Below are 18,316 nucleotides of genomic sequence, written 5' to 3'. Positions count from 1 at the left end.
AATGTCAGAAAAAGTTACAAATTTAATTGAAGAAGTAAAATCACTTACAGTATTAGAATTATCAGAACTAGTTAAAGCACTAGAAGAAGAATTCGGAGTATCAGCAGCAGCACCAGTTGCAGTTGCAGCAGCACCAGCAGCAGGCGGAGCAGCTCCAGCAGCAGAAGAAAAAACAGATTTCGACGTTGTTCTTGAAGAAGCAGGCGCTGAAAAGATTAAAGTTATCAAAGTAGTTAGAGAAATCACTGGCCTAGGCTTAAAAGAAGCTAAAGACCTAGTAGATGGCGCTCCTAAGACAATCAAAGAAGCTGCACCAAAGGCAGAAGCTGACGAAATGAAGAAGAAACTTGAAGAAGTTGGAGCAAAAGTTACATTAAAGTAATTTAAGAAACAATGCGAAAGGCAGTCCATAGGGGCTGCCTTTTTTATACATATACGTAGGAGGATTTATGATTAGAAAGGCAAAGAAGGACGATATAGAGAGTATCATGCCTATATACGAGGAAGCGAAGGCGAAGATGCGTGCTGAGGGCAATATGAAGCAGTGGAGTGATAAATACCCTGACGAAGAGGCGCTACTTACTGACATAGCAAGGGGAGACTTGTATGTAGCTGAGGGCCCTGAGGGCGTGTACGGGGTTTTCATGCTGAGCTACGCGGGCGAGGAGACGTATGAAGTGATTGATGGCGCGTGGCTTAATGATGAAAGATACGCGGTTATTCACAGGATAGCGAGCAAGGGTAGGGGCACTCACTTGCTTAGGGACGCTGTTAACTATGCGATGAGGACGGTGGACAATGTGCGCATTGACACTCACGAAGATAACAAGACCATGTGCATGCTGCTAAAGAAATTGGGCTTTGCATACACTGGCATCATTTATCTAAAAAGCGGCGACGAGAGAAGGGCGTATCAACTAGTAAAAAGTGAATAACGGATGCAAAAAAACACCTTATCGATTGATAGGGTGTTTTGTGTATTAATAAGATGTGATGTACATCGCCTTGGCTAGGTAAGGAAGTATCTCGTCGATGTAGTACCAGCCTGAGCTTCTGTAGTCGTTTTCGCCGCCGTTGGGGTTTGAGATGTAGACTTTGCCATCATCTGTTGCTGCTAAGAGCACCATGTAGTGTGACTTACTCGTGAAGCGGTTCTCTTCAGGCTTGTTCCATATGCATACTATAACAGGCCTATTCGTTTTAAGATGATTAATGATGCTCTCACTTGATAAAGATTTTGCATCGAAATAAAAGTCTGTGTTGTCTACGCCATAGCTTTTTAGCTCTTTTGAAAGCTTGGCATAATCAAGGCGAGGGTAGTACTTTGTCCTTAAGTCTTCTGGCGTAAGATTTTGACCGTAGCCAGACAAAACTATGGACATAGCTGTGATGCCACAGCCGTAGTCTTCCATATTGCCGTTCCAATAATCATTATTCTTCCACGGGTCGATATTTTGTTTATACTCAATATAAGTTTTTTTATTAGCATCCACTGTTGTGAACTTTGTGAAATATCCATCGCCGGAAGTTTTTTCTTGACCAAGTCCTGCGTACTTTTCGTTAGTATCCATTTTTATAGTTGTGTATGGGCTAGGAACTATGAGTCTAGCAAGGCTCGACCTTTCTACAAAGGAGTAGAGTCTATTGTAGGCTCTTTTTAAAATATTTCTTCCAAAGACTAGGTATAAGGCTAGAAGCACAACGACGAAGAAGACTAATCTTCTAGCTTTGCTTCTCTTTCTTCTTCTGCCGCTGCGTTTAGCACTTCTCCTTTTATATGTTTTACTATCGGGGTCAATATAACGCATAAGATCATCCTTTCATAATCTCATTATACAAGGCAATTCTTAATTTTTTCTTAAATAAGTCTTAAGAATTTCTTAAATTTGTGTTTTGACATGAAAAAAGCACCTCATCAATAATGAAGTGCTTAATTTTATTATCTAGTATTAATTTCAAGATTGTTGTCATCATTACCTATAACTTTGATGCTAAATGGTCCGTCTCCTGTTTCGCTTGCGTTTAGTGCAAGTGTCACTGTCTTGTATGCGATGACTTGAAGGGTTATTGTTTTAGGTCCGGGTGCATGCACTTGCGGATATATCGTTATCTTGCCTTCACTAAGCAGTACTTTTTCTACACCGACTTCGTAGCCGGGACTAGGAAACTTTAGTGTGAAGGTAATGAGCACTTGATCATCAACTTTCTTGTAGTAGATGTTTTGGTCGTTGTTGCTAAGTCCTTCTGAGATGTTTTGCACTTCGAAGGAGAGGTTCTTTGCGTTCTTCTCGCCCTCGTTTGCCTTCAAGATCTCGTATATCCTTTGCACGACTAGTATGCCTTCTGCCTGACTAAGCTTGTTCTTTGGTGCGTAAGTCTTGTTAATGTTACCATATATGATGCCTTTGTTTACAAGGTAGCCTAGCTTTTCTTTTCTGATTTTGTCCATGTCTTCGATGTCTGTGAAGTCAAGCTCTTTATTGTCATTACGCGAAAACTTTATGTTCTTCACACCGTCAAAGATGTAGTCGATCATCTTTTCTCTCGTAAGTGTTTCGGAGTTAGCATATATATTGACCTTGAAGTAGCCGTACTCGTTTGAGAGGTCTTCAAGTGCCTTGGCGAAAACTATGGCAGATAGTGGAGCGTTCGGATCGAACTTTGCGTACTTTTCTTTTGCAAGCTCTGCGAAATATTTATCCATAAAGCCTGTATCGATCTTATCCTTTGCCCAGTGTCCTTTTAATTTTGGTGTATCCATGGCCATGGCTGTGCTTGTAAGCAAAATTACAATTAAAAGTAGGGCGCTTATTATTCTTTTCTTCATATGTTTTCCTCCTTTACTATGATTACTAAGTTAATTATAACATAGAAATGCATAAAAAGAGATTACAAAAGTGTTAAATTATTTAAGATCAAGAAGCGAGCCAGTATATAGTTCGTAGTATAGACCTTTCTTGGACATAAGCTCGTCGTGTGTACCACTTTCTTTGATGCCGTCGTCTGTAAGGACTATGATCTTCTTTGCGTTCTTTATAGTCGATAGTCTGTGTGCTATGGTTAGTGTTGTTCTTCCTTGTGAAAGCTTTTCAAGCGACTCTTGTATAAGTCTTTCACTAGTGTTGTCAAGAGCAGATGTTGCCTCGTCAAGTATAAGAACTTTTGGATTCTTTAGGAAGACTCTCGCGATGGCGATTCTTTGCTTTTGTCCACCTGATAGCTTAACGCCACGCTCACCAACGTAGGTATTGAAGCCGTCTTTTAGTTCCATGATGAAGTCGTAGGCGCCTGCAAGCTTTGCTGCGTTGATGACTTCTTCTTTCTTAGCGTCTATCTTACCATACTTGATGTTCTCTAGTATAGTGCCGCTGAATAGGTAGACTTCTTGTTGCACTGAGCCGATGTTTTGTCTTAGTGACTTTAGTGTGAAGTCTTTGATGTTCTTGCCATCGATTAGTATCTCGCCTTTAGTAACATCGTAGAAGCGCGGTATAAGGTTTACCAAAGTAGTCTTACCTGAGCCTGATGGTCCTACTATGGCAACGGATTCGCCCTCATTAACTGTTAGGTTGATATTTGATAGGACTTTGTTCTTGTCGTCAGGGTAGGCAAAGCTTACGTCCTTGAACTCGATGTGGCCCTTAACATCTTTTAATTCTACTGCATCTTCCTTGTCGAAGATGTCCACGTCTGTATCCATAATCTCGATGAAGCGTTCTATGCCAGTCATGCCGGCGTTGAAGTTCTCCATGAAGTCGACTATCCTTTTGATGGTTGTAAGAAGGCTTGTTGCGAATAAAACGTAGGCTATCATGTCTCCTGCGGATATCTTGCCAGCCTTGATTAAGAAGCCGCCTATACCTATGATCATAGTATACATGATGGCGTCGAATATTCTGTTTACTGTCGCAAAGCCTGCCATGTATGTGTATCTCTTCTTTTTGATTTCAAGGAACTTGTCGTTGTCTTTCTCAAACTTTTCTACTTCAACATCTTCATTGGCGAAGGACTTAACGACCTTGGAGCCAAGCAGCGAGTCTTCAAGTCCAGAGTTTAAGTCGCCTATGTGGTCTCTTTGCTCTTTGAAGGCGCGGCGCATCTTGTGATTGTACGAGCTTGATGCGTAGATCATAATCGGTATCATGGTAAACATGACTACGGTTAATAAGACATTGATCCTTACCAAGATGATGAAGGAGATGAATATCTTCACTCCTGCTATAAGGAACTCTTCTGGGCAATGGTGCGCGAACTCTGTTACATCGAAGAGGTCATTGGTAATCCTCGCCATGATTTGTCCGACCTTAGTGTTGTTATAGAAACTATCTGATAGGTGCTGCAAATGATTAAAGGCGTCGCTACGCATATCCTTTTCTATGTATGCGCCCATGATGTGACCGACCTTAGTCATGTAGAACTGCGCAACTATCTCAACTATACGTAAGGAAAAGTAGATAAATACAACCTTTAATATATACTCATTAGTTACGAGTAAGATGTCTTTCGAAGCAGTGTTAGTGATGCTTCTTAATAATAAAGGAAAGACTAGTTCACACACTGTTGTTAGAACAGCGCAGAACAAGTCTAGGAATAGTACTTTTCTATATTTTTTAAAGTAGGGTAAAAAGCGTTTGATTAGTTCTTTATTTTTCATTAGTCCTCCTTTTGAAGTTTAATACAGCATCTAAAGCGTGTACCTTTAGAGCCTTAAGTGATACAAGGTATATGCCTAGAGAGATGCATCCAGTGACAGCCATAGTCAGGAACTTCACTATCTTCTTTTCGCCTAAAACTTTTACTCCAAGAGTGAAAAGTAAGTACATAGTCACCGCCATGAGTATGGAAGAGGCGAGTATCTTTAGTAGCGAGATAAGATTATCTTTGATCTCGATGTCTGGATAAACCTTCTTCAAACTGATGTATAGTGTTGTTGCCGAAACTAGTGAAGAGATGGATGTCGCAAGGGCAAGGCCTCTATGCTGCATAAACCTAACTAGTATGATGTCGAAGCCTATGTTAACTGCAACGGCTATGAGACCGTTGATCATAGGTATCCTCGTTTTTTGCATTGAATAAAAGACCTTCTCAAATATCATCCTAAGCGATGCAAAGAAGAGTCCAAGTATATAGAATGTTAGCGCACCCGATGTCATAAGTGTCGCTGTTTCGTTAAACATATTCCTTTGGAATAAAATCTCGACTATAGGGTAGCTTAAAAAGACTATGGCAAAGGTAGCAGGTAGAGTGATAAGCGCAACCGTGTCAACGCTTTCACTGATTATGCTTCTGATTTCCTTGCTTTCGTTTCTAACCATAGAAGACGATAGCTTAGGGAAGATAACAGTTGTCAGTGCCATAATAAAGACGGATATAATCATAAGATATATCTTGGATGAATAGTTTAGAACCGAGATGGATCCACTTACTAGCTCTGAGGCTAGAGTTTTATCTACAACAAGGTTGATTTGGTATGCGCTCGATCCTATGAGTATAGGAACGATAAGCTTAAACATCTTCTGTACGTATGGATCTTTGAAGTCAAGGTCAGGTGTGAATCTATACCTTTTGTGCTTAACAGCAGGAAGCTGTATAAGAAACTGCATAGACGCTGCGACAACGCTTATGAACATAAGCAGGTCAATGTTACCTTTTCTTGCAAAGAAGATAAGGAAGAAGATGTAGATTAAGTTGTATGGTATGCCCATGATGGCATAGGGACCAAAAACGTTCTCAGATTGTAAAAAGCTTGAGAAAATATACGTGATCGACAAGAAAAGTATGATAGGTATACCTATCTTCATAAGGTAGCTTGTGTAGGCAAGAGTTTCGCCTGTGAAGCCCTTAGCTATGGCCTTAGTGATGAAAGGAGCAAAGATGTATGCAAGAACGCATAGGACTATGGATATAAGACCTATGATGTTCATAATCTTGTTCATGAACTTAAGCTTGCCACGCTTGCCTTCCTTTTCTTCTACCTCTGAAAAGATAGGCACTAGTGTTGTGTTAAGACCACTACCTAGTGCACCTATTAAAAAGATAACTGCAGTTGTTGCAGCAGTGTACATATCAGTTTCAAGATTGGCACCGTACTTCGACGCTATCATGGTCTCTCTGAAGAAGCCCATGATCTTACTTATAAGCGTGAAGACGGATATCATTGCCAATGATTTTATAACAGTTTTTTTATTTGACATCTATAAACCTCTTTTATTTTAAATTCTTCTTGAATTTTATCACATAGCATAGAAAAAATCAAGCTTATAAGATGTAGTTTTCGATGAAGTGAGCAGATCCTGACTCGTCGCAGTCCTTTGTTATATATGTCGCAGCATCTTTGATGATGTCCATGGCATTACCTAGTGCGACAGAGATGCCAGTACCCTTTATCATCTCAAGGTCATTTTCACTGTCACCGAAACTGATGGTATCTTTTATATCGATGCCGAGCTTATTAATGATGTCATGTATACCGTGAAGTTTCGATGTAGACGCGCTGTTGATGTCAGCAAAGTCGTCGTTCCACCTTTTAAAGACAGTGTTCTTTACATAGGGAACAAGATGCTCCTCATCAAAGGCTCTAGTAGTGTAGGTATTCATTTGAAAGATTCTACTTAAGTCGAGCTTATTAAAGTCAATGACCTTCGGCATAGGCACCTCTACATAGTCATGCACGGCGTGAACCCTATCATCGATTCTGTTCAAGAAGACGCCTTCTTCAGTAAAGAGCGATAAGGCAAAGCCAAACCTATCTGATGCATCTACTAAAAACTTAACATCATCATATGGCATAAAGTACTTAGATACCGCCTCGTCATTAACAACGTTAAGGTTACCATTCATCGACACATAGCCATCGACCTCAAGAGTCTTGTCTAAGACCTTCTTTATGTTACTCTCATCACGACCTGAGGAGATGAAGACCTTAATCCCTCTCTCTCTTAATTTATTAATCGCAGCTATGTCCCTCTCACTTATAGTATGCGAAGTGAAGCTTACTATAGTGCCATCCATATCAAAGAACGCTGCCTTTATATTATTTAATTTCATATTGCACCTCCAATAGACATATGATACCCAATATGATGAGTGAGTACTTATATATTATATATGGAAGATAGCATAAAGACAATACAACTGAATTAGATATTGATAAAGTTATCACTATAGGATAAAAAAGTGTTGCATAAATAGATGCGTTGTAGTATAATTAATATTAAGGATAGTAAACAATCATTAAGGAGGTAAAATGATGGAAAAACAAAAAAAGAAACGTTCATTAAGTGCTTATAGTATTCTTATCCTTATAATACTATTTGTTGCAATCTTATCATGGATTTTTAATGGAGCACAATTTGCCCCTGTAGTACCTAAGGGAGCTGAAGAAGCTGTTACTGAAGTATCAGCAGCGAAATTACCAGACATAGCAATGAGTTTTTACAACGGCTTTGTTGACGCCATAGATATCGCCATCTTCGTTATGGTTATCGGTGGTTTCCTAGCAGTTGTTAACAAAACAGGAGCTCTTGAAGCTGGTATACACAGATTAGTTAAGAACATGAAGGGTAGAGAAATGGCTCTTATCGTTGTACTAATGATCCTATTCTCAATCGGTGGATCAACTTACGGTATGGCAGAAGAAACTGTTGCCCTATATCCTTTAATCATCACTGCGATGGTAGCTGCAGGCTTTGATACACTAGTTGCTGTAGCAACTGTTCTTCTTGGAGCAGGTGCCGGCGTACTTGGTTCAACTGTTAACCCATTCGCTACAGGTGCAGCTATGGACGCACTTAACGGTGCAGGAGTTGAATGTAACAAAGGTACTGTTATATTAATAGGCGCTATCCTTTGGGCAGTTGCTTTAGGTACAGCTATGTACTTCGTATTAAAATACGCTAGCAAAGTACACAAAGACAAAGGATCAACAATACTATCACTTCAAGAAAGAGAAGTTATGGACAAAGAGTTCAGAACTACAAAGAGTGAAGATGAATTAGTATTTACAGGTAGACACAAATTTATCCTTGTTGTATTCGCAATTACTTTCATTATTATGATTATTTCATTAATACCTTGGCCAGACTTTGGTGTAACAGCATTTGAAGGCTGGTCAGCAGTATTAACTGGAACACCACTTGGTGAATGGTACTTCCCAGAAATTTCAGTATTATTCTTCCTAGTATCAATCATTATCGGTTGTATCGGAAGATTATCTGAAAAAGAAATGGTTAATGCATTCATAGCTGGAGCTCAAGACATATTGTCAGTAGTTTTAGTTATCGTTGTAGCAAGAGCTGCATCAGTACTAATGGCTCAAACTCACATTGACGCTCTTATACTAGACAGATCAGCAACAGCACTATCTGGTTTACCAGTATTCTTATTCGTACCATTTGCATACGTTGTTTATATCGCACTATCATTCTTCATACCATCAACATCAGGTCTTGCAACACTATCTATCCCAGTTATGGGCGGATTAGCTGCTAAACTTGGCTACTCACCAGAAGTTATGATATTAATATTCTGCGCTGCAGAAGGTGTTGTAAACTATGTAACACCAACATCAGGCGTTGTTATGGGTGCAATACAAATTTCAAAGATGGAATTAGGTACTTGGTATAAGTGGGTTAAGAAACCTCTTATATTCACAGTAATATTCTCAATAATTGTATTGACTGTTGCAATGATGATGTTCTAAAAATTGTTTACTATTACAAAAGAGTCCCGTAAGGGACTCTTTTTTATGTGCAAAGCGTTGCTATATGATGAGGCTTCATATACATAGTAAGTGAGGTATATAGTGAGAAGTTTGTCTATATATAGTAAGCGAGGCATATAATAGGTCGCTTGCATATATAAAAGAGGCGTGGTGTATAGTGAGAGGCTTCTTATATATATGCTAGCTTTATACATAAGCAAAGAGGGCTTATGGGTCAAAGCGTAAAAAACTTTGACCCTTTTTTACATAGATATAGAAAATGTGCCCCACTTATGATATAATTACATTGGAGGAATGTATGAAGAAGATAATTGACGAGATAAGAAAATTAAATATAGAAACAGTTAAAGAGAATGAAAGCTTATCTAAGTACACTACGTTTAGGATAGGTGGCAAGGCAGAACTTTTGATTGAAGCAAAGAGTGACGAGGAAGTACTAAATCTTGTAAGGCTCTTTGACGAGACGAAGACGCCATATATGCTCATAGGTAAGGGTAGCAACTTACTTATTAGTGACGAGGGACTCACTAGACCTGTCATTGTGCTTGACAAAAATTTTGCAAAGATAAAGGTGCTTGATGGAGATGTTTTATATGCCGAGGCGGGTGCATCACTTAAGAGTCTTGCAAACAAGGCGCTTGAGCTAGGTCTTGGCGGCCTTGAAGCAATCTCTGGAATACCTGGCACTGTTGGAGGCGGTGTATATATGAACGCCGGCGCATATGGTAGCGAGATCAAAGATCTAGTGACTAAGATAAGATGTATAAAAAACAAGGAGATAGTAGAGATAGATGCGAGTGAAGCAAAGTTTGGGCACAGAAGAAGTGTCTTTCAAGATGAAGGCTATGTCATACTAGGTGCATACTTCAAGCTTTACGAGAAATCTAGGGAAGATATAGAGAAAGAACAAAGAGATTACACGCAAAGACGAAAGGACAAGCAGCCACTTGAGTATCCATCGGCTGGATCGGTATTTAAAAGACCGGAAGGCTACTATGCGTCGAAGCTGATTGAAGACGCAGGACTAAAGGGACTCTCTGTAGGTGGTGCTATGGTTAGTCCTAAGCACTCAGGTTTTATTATCAACACAGGAGGAGCTACTTTTAATGATGTAGTAACTTTGATAAGTGAAGTGAAGAAGATAATAAAAGAAAAGTTTGCTGTTGATCTCAAAGAGGAGATAAGGATAATAAATGAATAAAATTAGATTATATGGCGACTACCATACGCACACTATATACTCATCAGGAACTAAGGGCAATCTTGGAAGACATGCCTCACAAACGCCTGAAGAGAGTGCGAAGAAAGCATATATGATGGGTCTTAAGGAGCTTGCGATAACAGATCACGGCCTATCCCACTATATGTTTGGTATAAAAAGAAGCAACTTGCCAGTTCTTAGAGCAAGGATAGACAAGTTAAACGAGGAATATAACGAGAAGGGCCTTAAGATACTTATGGGTGTTGAAGCAAACCTACTTGACTTCAACGGCACTGTGGACCTTGACGCGGACATCATGGACTACCTTGACATCGTGCTTATGGGCTTTCACTACGGCATCAAGACGAATAATTTCGTAGAGCAGATGAAGCTCTCATTATTGCCGCAGATTTCAAAGCCATTCAAAAAGTGGCACGAAAAAATCACTGAAAGGGTTACCGACTCGTACATCAAGGCGATAGAGAAGTACCCTATAAACATCATTACTCACCCGGGTGACAAGATAGATGTCAATGTTGTTAGACTTGCAAAGGCATGCAAGGAGCACGGCGTTGCGCTAGAGATAAATTCATCGCACAAAAACCTTAGTGTTAAAGACTTAATCAAGATTAAGGATATAGATGTTGACTTATATGTTGGCTCGGACGCGCACAAACTAGAGCGTGTTGGCGATGTTAAAGAAGCATTAAGAAGAGCGAACGAAGCTCAAATTGATATTAAGAGAATTAAAAATATTTATGTAGAATAGGAGGCGAAATATGGACATATATGTAGTAACAGGCATGAGTGGTGCCGGCAAAAGTTCTTTATTGAATTTTATGGAAGATAATGGATTTTACTGCATTGACAATATGCCTCCTGTTTTATTGCCAAAATTCTTTGAGCTAATAGACAGTGACAATGAAGACATAAACAAGGTTGCCTTCGGTATGGATATTAGAGGTAAGGAATTTTTTAACGATATGCTCACTGTGATAGATGGGCTTGAAAAAAAGAATTTAGATTTCAAACTAATATTCTTAGACGCGAGAGATAGTGAGCTTATTAAGCGTTTCAACGAAAGAAGAAGGCCGCATCCATTAAGCAAGGACGGCTCATTAAAAGACGGTATACAAAAGGAAAGAGAGATACTTAAGGAGCTTAAGAACAAGTCGGATTACATCATAGACACAAGCTCTATGAAGAGCAGCGACCTAAAGGATAAGCTCTACGATATACTTTCAAACACCATCACTAGAAAGAAGCTTACCATAGTAGTAGAGAGCTTTGGTTTTAAGTATGGCATCTTGGAGGAGGCAGACCTTGTATTCGATGTAAGGTTCCTACCAAATCCGTACTACCTTGACGATCTAAGACCACTATCAGGCTTAGATGATGAAATAAAAGAATTTTTAGAAAAATTTGACGCGACTGAAGAATTTTTTAAAAAGCTTGTGGACATGCTTGAGTTTTTGTTACCAAACTACATCAAGGAAGGCAAAAACCAGCTTACTATAGGCATGGGATGCACTGGAGGAAGGCACAGAAGTGTCTACATGGCTGAAAGGTTATATGAATATTTGAAAGAAAAGAAGAATCTTACTGTTTTAAAGAACAGGGATATGTATAAAGAGGCGCGCAATGTTTAATTATAGAAGCTTAAACCCAAAGATAGTTGCCATAGGTGGCGGCACTGGACTATCGACGCTTTTAAAGGGTATCAAGAACTACTCATCAGAGATCACTGCCCTTGTAACGATGGCGGACGATGGAGGAGGAAGCGGCGTTTTGAGAAGAAGTGTTGGTATGCTACCACCGGGAGATGTGCGTAACTGCCTACTAGCACTGTCGGACATTGAGCCCGAGATGAACACATTGCTTTCGCATCGCTTTGAGAAGGGCGAGCTAAAGGGTCAATCCTTCGGCAATTTATTCTTGCTTGCTATGAATGAGATATACGGCTCCTTTGAAGAAGCTGTCAAGATGGCATCGAGCATACTAAGGGTCAAGGGTACTGTTATGCCCATCACCGTGAACGATGTCAATATCGAAGCGACATATGATGACAAGAGCAAGGCCTTTGGCGAGAGCATATTGCCGGCAGAAGCTATTAAAGATAATAAAAAAATTAAGAGGGTGGAACTTTGTCCTAAGGATGTTGAGCCTATCGATGGAGCGCTAGATGCCATAATGAAGGCGGACATTATACTTATAGGTCCCGGTAGTCTATATACATCGGTAATACCTAACCTTCTTGTAAAGGGTGTGAAGGAAGCGATACTGTCTTCATCTGCAAAGAAGATTTACGTGCAAAATGTTATGACGCAGCACGGTGAGACTGACGAGATGAGTATTAAAGATCACATCGAAGCCATATATGAGCACTCGGCGAAACTTATAGACGCTGTCATTATTAACAACAAAATCCTCAGTGAAGAGCTTAAGCAAAAGTACCTTGATGAGTGTCAAGAGCAAATATTCTTAACGGATGATGACAAGAAATTCTTAGATGAAGAGAGGGTTGATTACATCGAAGGTGACTGCTTAGATGATGACGAGGATTATGTTAGACACGATAGTGACAAGCTTGCGAGGATGATCATTGATTACTATATAAAGACTAGAAGGGTAAAGACTTATGAGAAATAAATTATACGTGATAGGAAGCCCTACCACACATTCGAAGTCGCCAGAAGTGATGAAGAATTTTATTGATGAAAAGGGACTTGACTTAAGTTACGAAAGGCGCGAAGTGAATAAAGATAGTCTCGCAAGTTTTATAAGTGAAGCAAAGTCTGGCGAGGTGCTTGGCTTTAACATCACAACGCCTCTAAAGGAAGAGGTGCTAAAGCACGCAGACGAAGTAAGTGAGGCGGTAGACTTTTTAAAGGCGGCAAACACTGCCTACATTAAAGATGATAAGCTGTGCCTTCACAACACTGACTACCTTGGCTTTATGAAGGACATAAGCAGCTTAATACCAAAGTACGAGAGGTACTCTTATGCAGTCTTAGGTACAGGTGGAGCTGCTCGCAGCATCATATACGCGCTACTTAAGATGGATATCTTCCACATCACAGTTTATACGCGTGATGAGATTGAAGCGCACGACAAGCTAAAGAACTTCGAAGACGATATAGAGATATATCCATACGGTTATGGTATGGAGCAAGACGTCATTATAAACGCGACAGGTCTTGGCATGGAAGGAAGGCTTGATGAGAGCCCACTATCAATAGAAGACTTAGAGATGAGCAGGGCAGGTTTTGCCTACGACTTAACATATAACCCCGAAGAGACAAAGTTTTTGGCACTTGCTAAAGAAGCGGGTCTCATCACTATGAACGGCTGGGGCATGTTTATGGGTCAAGCTGAGGAAGCGTTTAAAATTTGGACTGGAGCTGATAGAAATGAACTTTGAACAAGAAAAATCATCAAAAACATATAAAGAAAAGACAATTATTAATATAGCAGGCGAAAAGATAGGCGACGGCTTTACGGTGATTGCCGGTCCTTGTGCGTGTGAGTCTTATGATTCGCTTCTTGATGAAGTAAAATTTTTATCATCACGCGGCATCAAGCTTATAAGAGCGGGCGCCTTCAAACCGAGGACATCGCCATATAGCTTTCAAGGCTTGGGACGTGAAGCGCTTGAGTACTTTAAAGAGATCAAAAAGCTCTATGACGTGAAATTCGTCTCCGAGCTAATGGATTTAAGAGAGCTTGATTACTTTATGGATGCGGTTGACATCATACAAGTTGGCGCAAGGAACATGCAAAACTTTTCATTACTAACAGAGCTTGGTAAGATAAATAAACCAGTTCTATTAAAAAGAGGCTTTGCGAATAAGATAAAAGAGCTTATAGCAGCTGCTGAATATATATTAAAGGGCGGCAATGAAGATGTCATTTTATGCGAAAGAGGCATAAGAACCTTTGAGACTGCAACGAGAAACACGCTTGACATTGCAAGTGTACCTATACTTAAGAAGTACACAAACCTTCCTGTCATAGTTGATCCTTCGCATGCAGGCGGCATAGACTACCTTGTAAAGCCACTTAGTCTTGCAAGCGCGGCAGTAGGTGCGGATGGCATCATCATCGAAGTTAATGACAAGAAGACAGAGGCGCTTTCTGATGGCGAGCAGGCAATAAACTATGCGGAGTTCGATGACTTAGTGCTTGATCTAAAGAAGATACTTAAGGCAATGGGCAAGATCGATGACTAAAGAAGAACTTTCTTATGAGATAAAAATAATTCGTAAGGCGAGTGAGATAGATGTAGAAGGCTTCACACACTACCTTGTCTTAACAGATAGAAACCTTTATAGAGAGCAAAGAGCACTTATAGATGAGCTTGTGAAGAGATACTCTGCCTACCTTTATGTGATAGACGCAGGCGAAGAGTCGAAGAGCTTCTCTAATTTAGAAAAGCTTTTAGAGTATGCCTGCGATAAACTTGATAGGTACTCATTAATCATAAACGTTGGTGGTGGTGTAGTAACGGACCTTGGTGGCTTTGCAGCGTCCATACTATATAGAGGCATTAAGCATATAAACTTAGCGACTAGTCTACTTGCAATGACAGATGCATCTATTGGTTCCAAGACGGGAATCGATTTCTGTGATAAAAAGAACATAGTCGGAACATTCTACGATCCATACAAGGTATACATCGCTATAGACACGCTTAAGACGCTTCCTAAAGAGGAGTACATCTCGGGTCTTGCAGAAGTCATTAAGCACGCACTTATATACGAGAGCGGCCTATATGAGATGCTTATCAATGAGAGGGACATTGAAGATGTCTTAGAGAAGTCCATCGCTACGAAAGTTCACTTCGTTTGTGAAGACAGAAATGAAAAGGGCGCGCGCATGGCGTTAAACTTTGGTCACACATTTGGCCACGTGATAGAAGCGATGAGTAATTACACTTACTCGCATGGACAATGCGTTGCCATCGGCATGAAGATTGCCCTAGAGCTTGGTAGGGTTTTAGGTATAACAGATGAAGAAACTTACAAGAGAAGTTTTGAATTAATTCACAGATATTATCCACTTGAAGAAATAAATTATGAGATAAAATCACTTAAGAGCGACAAGAAGATTTTGGGTGATGAGATAAATTTTGTCTTCTTGAAGGGGCACAATGCCATAGTCAAGAGGATGAATGAAAGAAAGGTTGTAGAGCTTTATAATGAGCATATTAAGAATAAAAAATTCTAAATTAGAGGGTAAAGTTTATGTAAACCACTCAAAGAGCTACTTGCACAGATACATCTTTGCAAGTTCTTTTGCTGGAGAAAATACCATCATCAAGGGCTTTGACTTATCAGAAGACATCAAAGACACTATGCTTAGCCTGATAAGCTTTGCAGACTTTGATCTTTTAGACAGCGGTGACGTTCTTGTTAAGCCGCGTGAGAATAAGAAGAGTCCTGACAGAATACGTATAGAAGCATCTGGCACAACGCTTCGCTTCATGCTCTTTAATATACTTGATGGCAAGCTGCACGAGATATACATGGGCGACAAGCTATATGAAAGGCCGAACGATCCAGTCTTTAAAATCTTTAACGACAACGGCGTAAAGTTTCACAGAAACGATGCGAAGAAAACCATAAGCATAAAGGGTGACTTGGTAAAGGATGAATACATAATCACAGAAGACATCTCGAGCCAGTTTGTTTCGTCGCTACTTTTTAAACTTGCACGCATGGATTTTGACTCACGCATAGTTTTAGACTGTGATCTATCGTCACGCTCGTATGTAGACATGAGTATCAAGTGCCTTGAAGACTTCGGCATAGAGGTCGATGCGAGTGAGAATGAATTTAAGATTAAGGGCGGACAAGAGTTCAAGTCTAAAGGCGAGTACACTATAGAGAGAGACTACTCGAATGCTGCGAACTTCTACGTAGCAAACTATCTTGGCTCAGATATTGAGATTATGGATATGAAGGCGGGTAGCATACAAGGCGACAGAAGAGTCATAGACATCTTAGCTAGATACGATCAAACGCAAAACCTTATTATCGATATGAAAGACTCTCCTGACATAGTTCCAATACTAGCCATGGCTGCATTATTTAGAAAGCGCAAGACGACATTCACATCGATAAAGAGGCTGATCTATAAGGAGTCAAACAGAGTGCAAGCCATAATAAATGAGCTTAAAAAGATTGGTGCGAAGATAAGTTTTACTGATGAGGCATTGATTGTGAATCCACTAGAGGACATAGTTATGTACACTAACAAGTTTGACGCGTATAATGACCATAGGATAGCGATGATGCTCTCTGTGCTTGCGACTAAGCTTGATCAAGACATATTCTTAAGTGGCTACGAGTGCGTGAAGAAGTCTTATCCAAAGTTCTTTGAAGACTACCAAAGTTTAGGAGGCGAGGTCAATGTCATCGACAATTGGAAATAATATAAGGCTAACAATATCAGGCGAGTCGCACGGTAAGTATATGCTTGCAACGCTCGATGGACTTGCTAGTGGACTTGAGGTCGATACAGACTACATTGACAAGGTACTTGAAGCTAGGAGACCCTCCTCAGTAGCTGCGAGTGCGCGTAAGGAGAAGGACGACTACGAGATCATATCCGGTGTCTTTAATGGACGCACAACAGGAGCAGCACTTAGCATACTTATAAAGAACGCAGATGTCGACAGTAGCTTCTACGAGAAGAACAAAGACCTTGCTAGGCCGTCGCAGGCAGACTACGGTGCATATATAAAGTACAAGGGCTTTAATGACTATCGCGGCTCAGGTATATTCTCCGCACGTCTTACAGCACCAGTTTGTGCAGCAGCAGCCATAGTACTAAAGGAGCTTGAGAAGCAAGGCATCACTTTTGAAACGCATCTAAAGCGCTTGGGCGATATAATTGACGAAGAGTGCGGTGAAGAATTTTTATCGAAGAGCTACCATATGTACAAGCACAGTGACGATGAGATTGATAAGTACTTAGCTGATATAAAGAAAGCAAACGACAGTGTAGGTTCAGAGGTTGAGCTCATAATAAAAGGCGTTAAAGCAGGAGTTGGCGAGCCGCCATTTGCTCCGCTTGATGGAGAACTTGCGAGGTACTTATACTTAATACCATCAGTTAAGGCAGTCTCCTTTGGATATGGCCTAGGCTATGCGCATAGTTTAGGCAGCGAAGTCGCTGACGAGATGCAAGTTATAGATGGCAAAGTGAAGCTATTAAAGAATAGTAATGGAGGCATCATAGGCGGCATATCAAACGGTGCGGACATAGTAGTAAGTGTTGTCTTTAAACCTATCGCATCAATATCACGTGAGCTTAGAACCATAAACATGAAGACCATGGAGAACACTAGCATCAATATAGAAGGTAGACATGACGCAGCAGTCGTGCCACGCGTCTACACAATTATGAAGTGCTATGCGGCACTTGCTCTCTATGATATCTTGGTGAGAGCATGAACATAGTCATCATAGGTATGCCCAACAGTGGCAAGACTACCATAGCGCATGAGCTTGCAAGGATGCTTGGCTATAGAGCCATCGACACGGATAGGATGATCGAGAAGAAGGCAGGCATGAGCATAAACGAAATTTTTGAAAAGTATGGCGAGGAAGAGTTTAGGAAGATGGAGACGGCTGCATGCAAGAAGGCGGCTAGTCTTGACAGAAGGGTCATAGCAACAGGCGGCGGTACAGTAATACGCGAGGAGAATATGATATATCTCAAGCAGCATGGCTACGTTATCTACCTAAAGAGGCCGCTCGAGTTTTTAATGACTAAGCTCGATACAAGCCGCAGACCTCTACTAAGAGAGGGTACAGACCCTATGGCTAGGCTATATAAGGAGAGGGAGCCACTCTTCGAAAAGTATAAAGACATGAGTATAAAGACGGACAAGTCAGTCTTCTTGATGTGTAAGGAGCTCAAGAGACGCCTTAAGGTACAAGGAGTGATTAAATGAAGAAGATAATTGTAATTAACGGACCCAATATCAATATACTTGGTATGAGAGAGACCGGAATTTATGGCAATAAAACATATAAGGAGCTAGTAGAGGAAATTAAAGCTTATGCAAGTGATAAGGGGGCAAGCCTTGATGAGTTTCAATCAAACTGTGAAGGCGTCATCATTGACAAGCTTCAAGAGCTGCTTTATAAAGACTACGACGCACTTATCATCAATCCTGCTGCCTACTCGCACTACAGCTACGCCATATACGATGCGTTAAAGGCTTTGAAGCTTAAAAAAGTTGAGGTGCACTTAACAAATATATTGGCACGCGATGAGTTCAGACAAAAATCTATCACAGCACCAGCATGTGACGGAGTGATAACAGGATTCAATTTTGAATCATATAAATTAGCAATCGACTATATATTAAGGGAGGAATAATA

The 18,316-nt window shown here is 40.4% G+C and carries 19 protein-coding genes; 14 read left to right on the top strand and 5 right to left on the bottom strand.

Annotated elements, in window-relative coordinates; genetic code table 11:
• Position 1: 1 nt before the first annotated feature.
• Positions 2-382 (top strand): 50S ribosomal protein L7/L12, encoded by a 381-nt coding sequence (gene rplL / locus KO172_RS00615; RefSeq protein WP_479680623.1) that lies wholly within the window; start codon positions 2-4, stop codon positions 380-382.
• Between the two features lie 67 nt (positions 383-449).
• Positions 450-935 (top strand): GNAT family N-acetyltransferase, encoded by a 486-nt coding sequence (locus tag KO172_RS00610; RefSeq protein ID WP_215491673.1) that lies wholly within the window; start codon positions 450-452, stop codon positions 933-935.
• Between the two features lie 45 nt (positions 936-980).
• On the opposite strand, the gene KO172_RS00605 is transcribed toward KO172_RS00610, so the two are convergent.
• From KO172_RS00605 to KO172_RS00585, 5 genes are all read right to left on the bottom strand, one after another.
• A complete protein-coding gene (locus KO172_RS00605) occupies positions 981-1,808 on the bottom strand; it encodes a C39 family peptidase (RefSeq protein WP_215491672.1) in 828 nt (275 codons plus the stop codon).
• Between the two features lie 131 nt (positions 1,809-1,939).
• A complete protein-coding gene (locus tag KO172_RS00600; protein ID WP_215491671.1) occupies positions 1,940-2,827 on the bottom strand; it encodes a protease complex subunit PrcB family protein in 888 nt (295 codons plus the stop codon).
• A gap of 78 nt (positions 2,828-2,905) precedes the next feature.
• Positions 2,906-4,654 carry an ABC transporter ATP-binding protein gene (locus KO172_RS00595; RefSeq protein WP_215491670.1) on the bottom strand — a complete coding sequence of 583 codons (1,749 nt, stop codon included), beginning with the start codon at positions 4,652-4,654 and terminating at the stop codon, positions 2,906-2,908.
• Positions 4,644-6,194, bottom strand: coding sequence for a murein biosynthesis integral membrane protein MurJ (gene murJ / locus KO172_RS00590; protein ID WP_215491669.1), 1,551 nt, complete (start codon positions 6,192-6,194; stop codon positions 4,644-4,646). The genes KO172_RS00595 and murJ overlap by 11 nt, the downstream gene beginning before the upstream one ends.
• A 64-nt stretch (positions 6,195-6,258) precedes the next feature.
• The gene (locus KO172_RS00585; RefSeq protein WP_215491668.1) at positions 6,259-7,047 is read right to left on the bottom strand and encodes an HAD family hydrolase; all 789 of its coding nucleotides are present in this window, start codon (positions 7,045-7,047) and stop codon (positions 6,259-6,261) included.
• Between the two features lie 199 nt (positions 7,048-7,246).
• On the opposite strand from KO172_RS00585, the gene KO172_RS00580 reads away from it, so the two are divergent.
• From KO172_RS00580 to aroQ, 12 genes are all read left to right on the top strand, one after another.
• Positions 7,247-8,701 (top strand): YfcC family protein, encoded by a 1,455-nt coding sequence (locus tag KO172_RS00580; protein WP_251320097.1) that lies wholly within the window; start codon positions 7,247-7,249, stop codon positions 8,699-8,701.
• Positions 8,702-9,020: 319 nt separating this feature from the next.
• Positions 9,021-9,923, top strand: a complete 903-nt coding sequence (gene murB, locus KO172_RS00575) for a UDP-N-acetylmuramate dehydrogenase (RefSeq protein ID WP_215491667.1) — start codon at positions 9,021-9,023, stop codon at positions 9,921-9,923.
• Entirely contained in the window at positions 9,916-10,692 is a 777-nt protein-coding gene (locus tag KO172_RS00570) for a PHP domain-containing protein (RefSeq protein ID WP_215491666.1), read from the top strand. Before murB ends, KO172_RS00570 begins: the two co-directional genes overlap by 8 nt.
• Before the next feature lie 10 nt (positions 10,693-10,702).
• A complete protein-coding gene (gene rapZ / locus KO172_RS00565; protein WP_215491665.1) occupies positions 10,703-11,572 on the top strand; it encodes an RNase adapter RapZ in 870 nt (289 codons plus the stop codon).
• A complete protein-coding gene (locus KO172_RS00560; RefSeq protein ID WP_215491664.1) occupies positions 11,565-12,572 on the top strand; it encodes a gluconeogenesis factor YvcK family protein in 1,008 nt (335 codons plus the stop codon). The genes rapZ and KO172_RS00560 overlap by 8 nt, the downstream gene beginning before the upstream one ends.
• Entirely contained in the window at positions 12,562-13,344 is a 783-nt protein-coding gene (locus KO172_RS00555) for a shikimate dehydrogenase family protein (RefSeq protein ID WP_215491663.1), read from the top strand. The genes KO172_RS00560 and KO172_RS00555 overlap by 11 nt, the downstream gene beginning before the upstream one ends.
• The gene (aroF, locus tag KO172_RS00550) at positions 13,334-14,152 is read left to right on the top strand and encodes a 3-deoxy-7-phosphoheptulonate synthase (protein WP_215491662.1); all 819 of its coding nucleotides are present in this window, start codon (positions 13,334-13,336) and stop codon (positions 14,150-14,152) included. The genes KO172_RS00555 and aroF overlap by 11 nt, the downstream gene beginning before the upstream one ends.
• Entirely contained in the window at positions 14,145-15,149 is a 1,005-nt protein-coding gene (locus KO172_RS00545) for a 3-dehydroquinate synthase (protein ID WP_215491661.1), read from the top strand. Before aroF ends, KO172_RS00545 begins: the two co-directional genes overlap by 8 nt.
• Positions 15,121-16,356 (top strand): 3-phosphoshikimate 1-carboxyvinyltransferase, encoded by a 1,236-nt coding sequence (locus KO172_RS00540; RefSeq protein ID WP_215491660.1) that lies wholly within the window; start codon positions 15,121-15,123, stop codon positions 16,354-16,356. The genes KO172_RS00545 and KO172_RS00540 overlap by 29 nt, the downstream gene beginning before the upstream one ends.
• Positions 16,334-17,380: a chorismate synthase gene (gene aroC / locus KO172_RS00535; protein ID WP_215491659.1), complete on the top strand. Its 1,047-nt coding sequence runs from the start codon at positions 16,334-16,336 to the stop codon at positions 17,378-17,380. The genes KO172_RS00540 and aroC overlap by 23 nt, the downstream gene beginning before the upstream one ends.
• Positions 17,377-17,883 (top strand): shikimate kinase, encoded by a 507-nt coding sequence (locus KO172_RS00530; RefSeq protein ID WP_215491658.1) that lies wholly within the window; start codon positions 17,377-17,379, stop codon positions 17,881-17,883. Before aroC ends, KO172_RS00530 begins: the two co-directional genes overlap by 4 nt.
• On the top strand, positions 17,880-18,314 hold the full coding sequence (gene aroQ / locus KO172_RS00525) for a type II 3-dehydroquinate dehydratase (RefSeq protein WP_215491657.1): 435 nt from the start codon (positions 17,880-17,882) through the stop codon (positions 18,312-18,314). The genes KO172_RS00530 and aroQ overlap by 4 nt, the downstream gene beginning before the upstream one ends.
• The last annotated feature ends 2 nt before the right edge of the window (positions 18,315-18,316 follow it).

The organism is Fenollaria sporofastidiosus, assembly GCF_943169635.2.
In the GTDB taxonomy this organism is placed as follows: Bacteria; Bacillota; Clostridia; order Tissierellales; family Peptoniphilaceae; genus Fenollaria; species Fenollaria sporofastidiosus.
The sequence above is the reverse complement of the archived record's forward strand: the minus strand, read 5'-3'. Positions and strand labels throughout refer to the sequence as shown.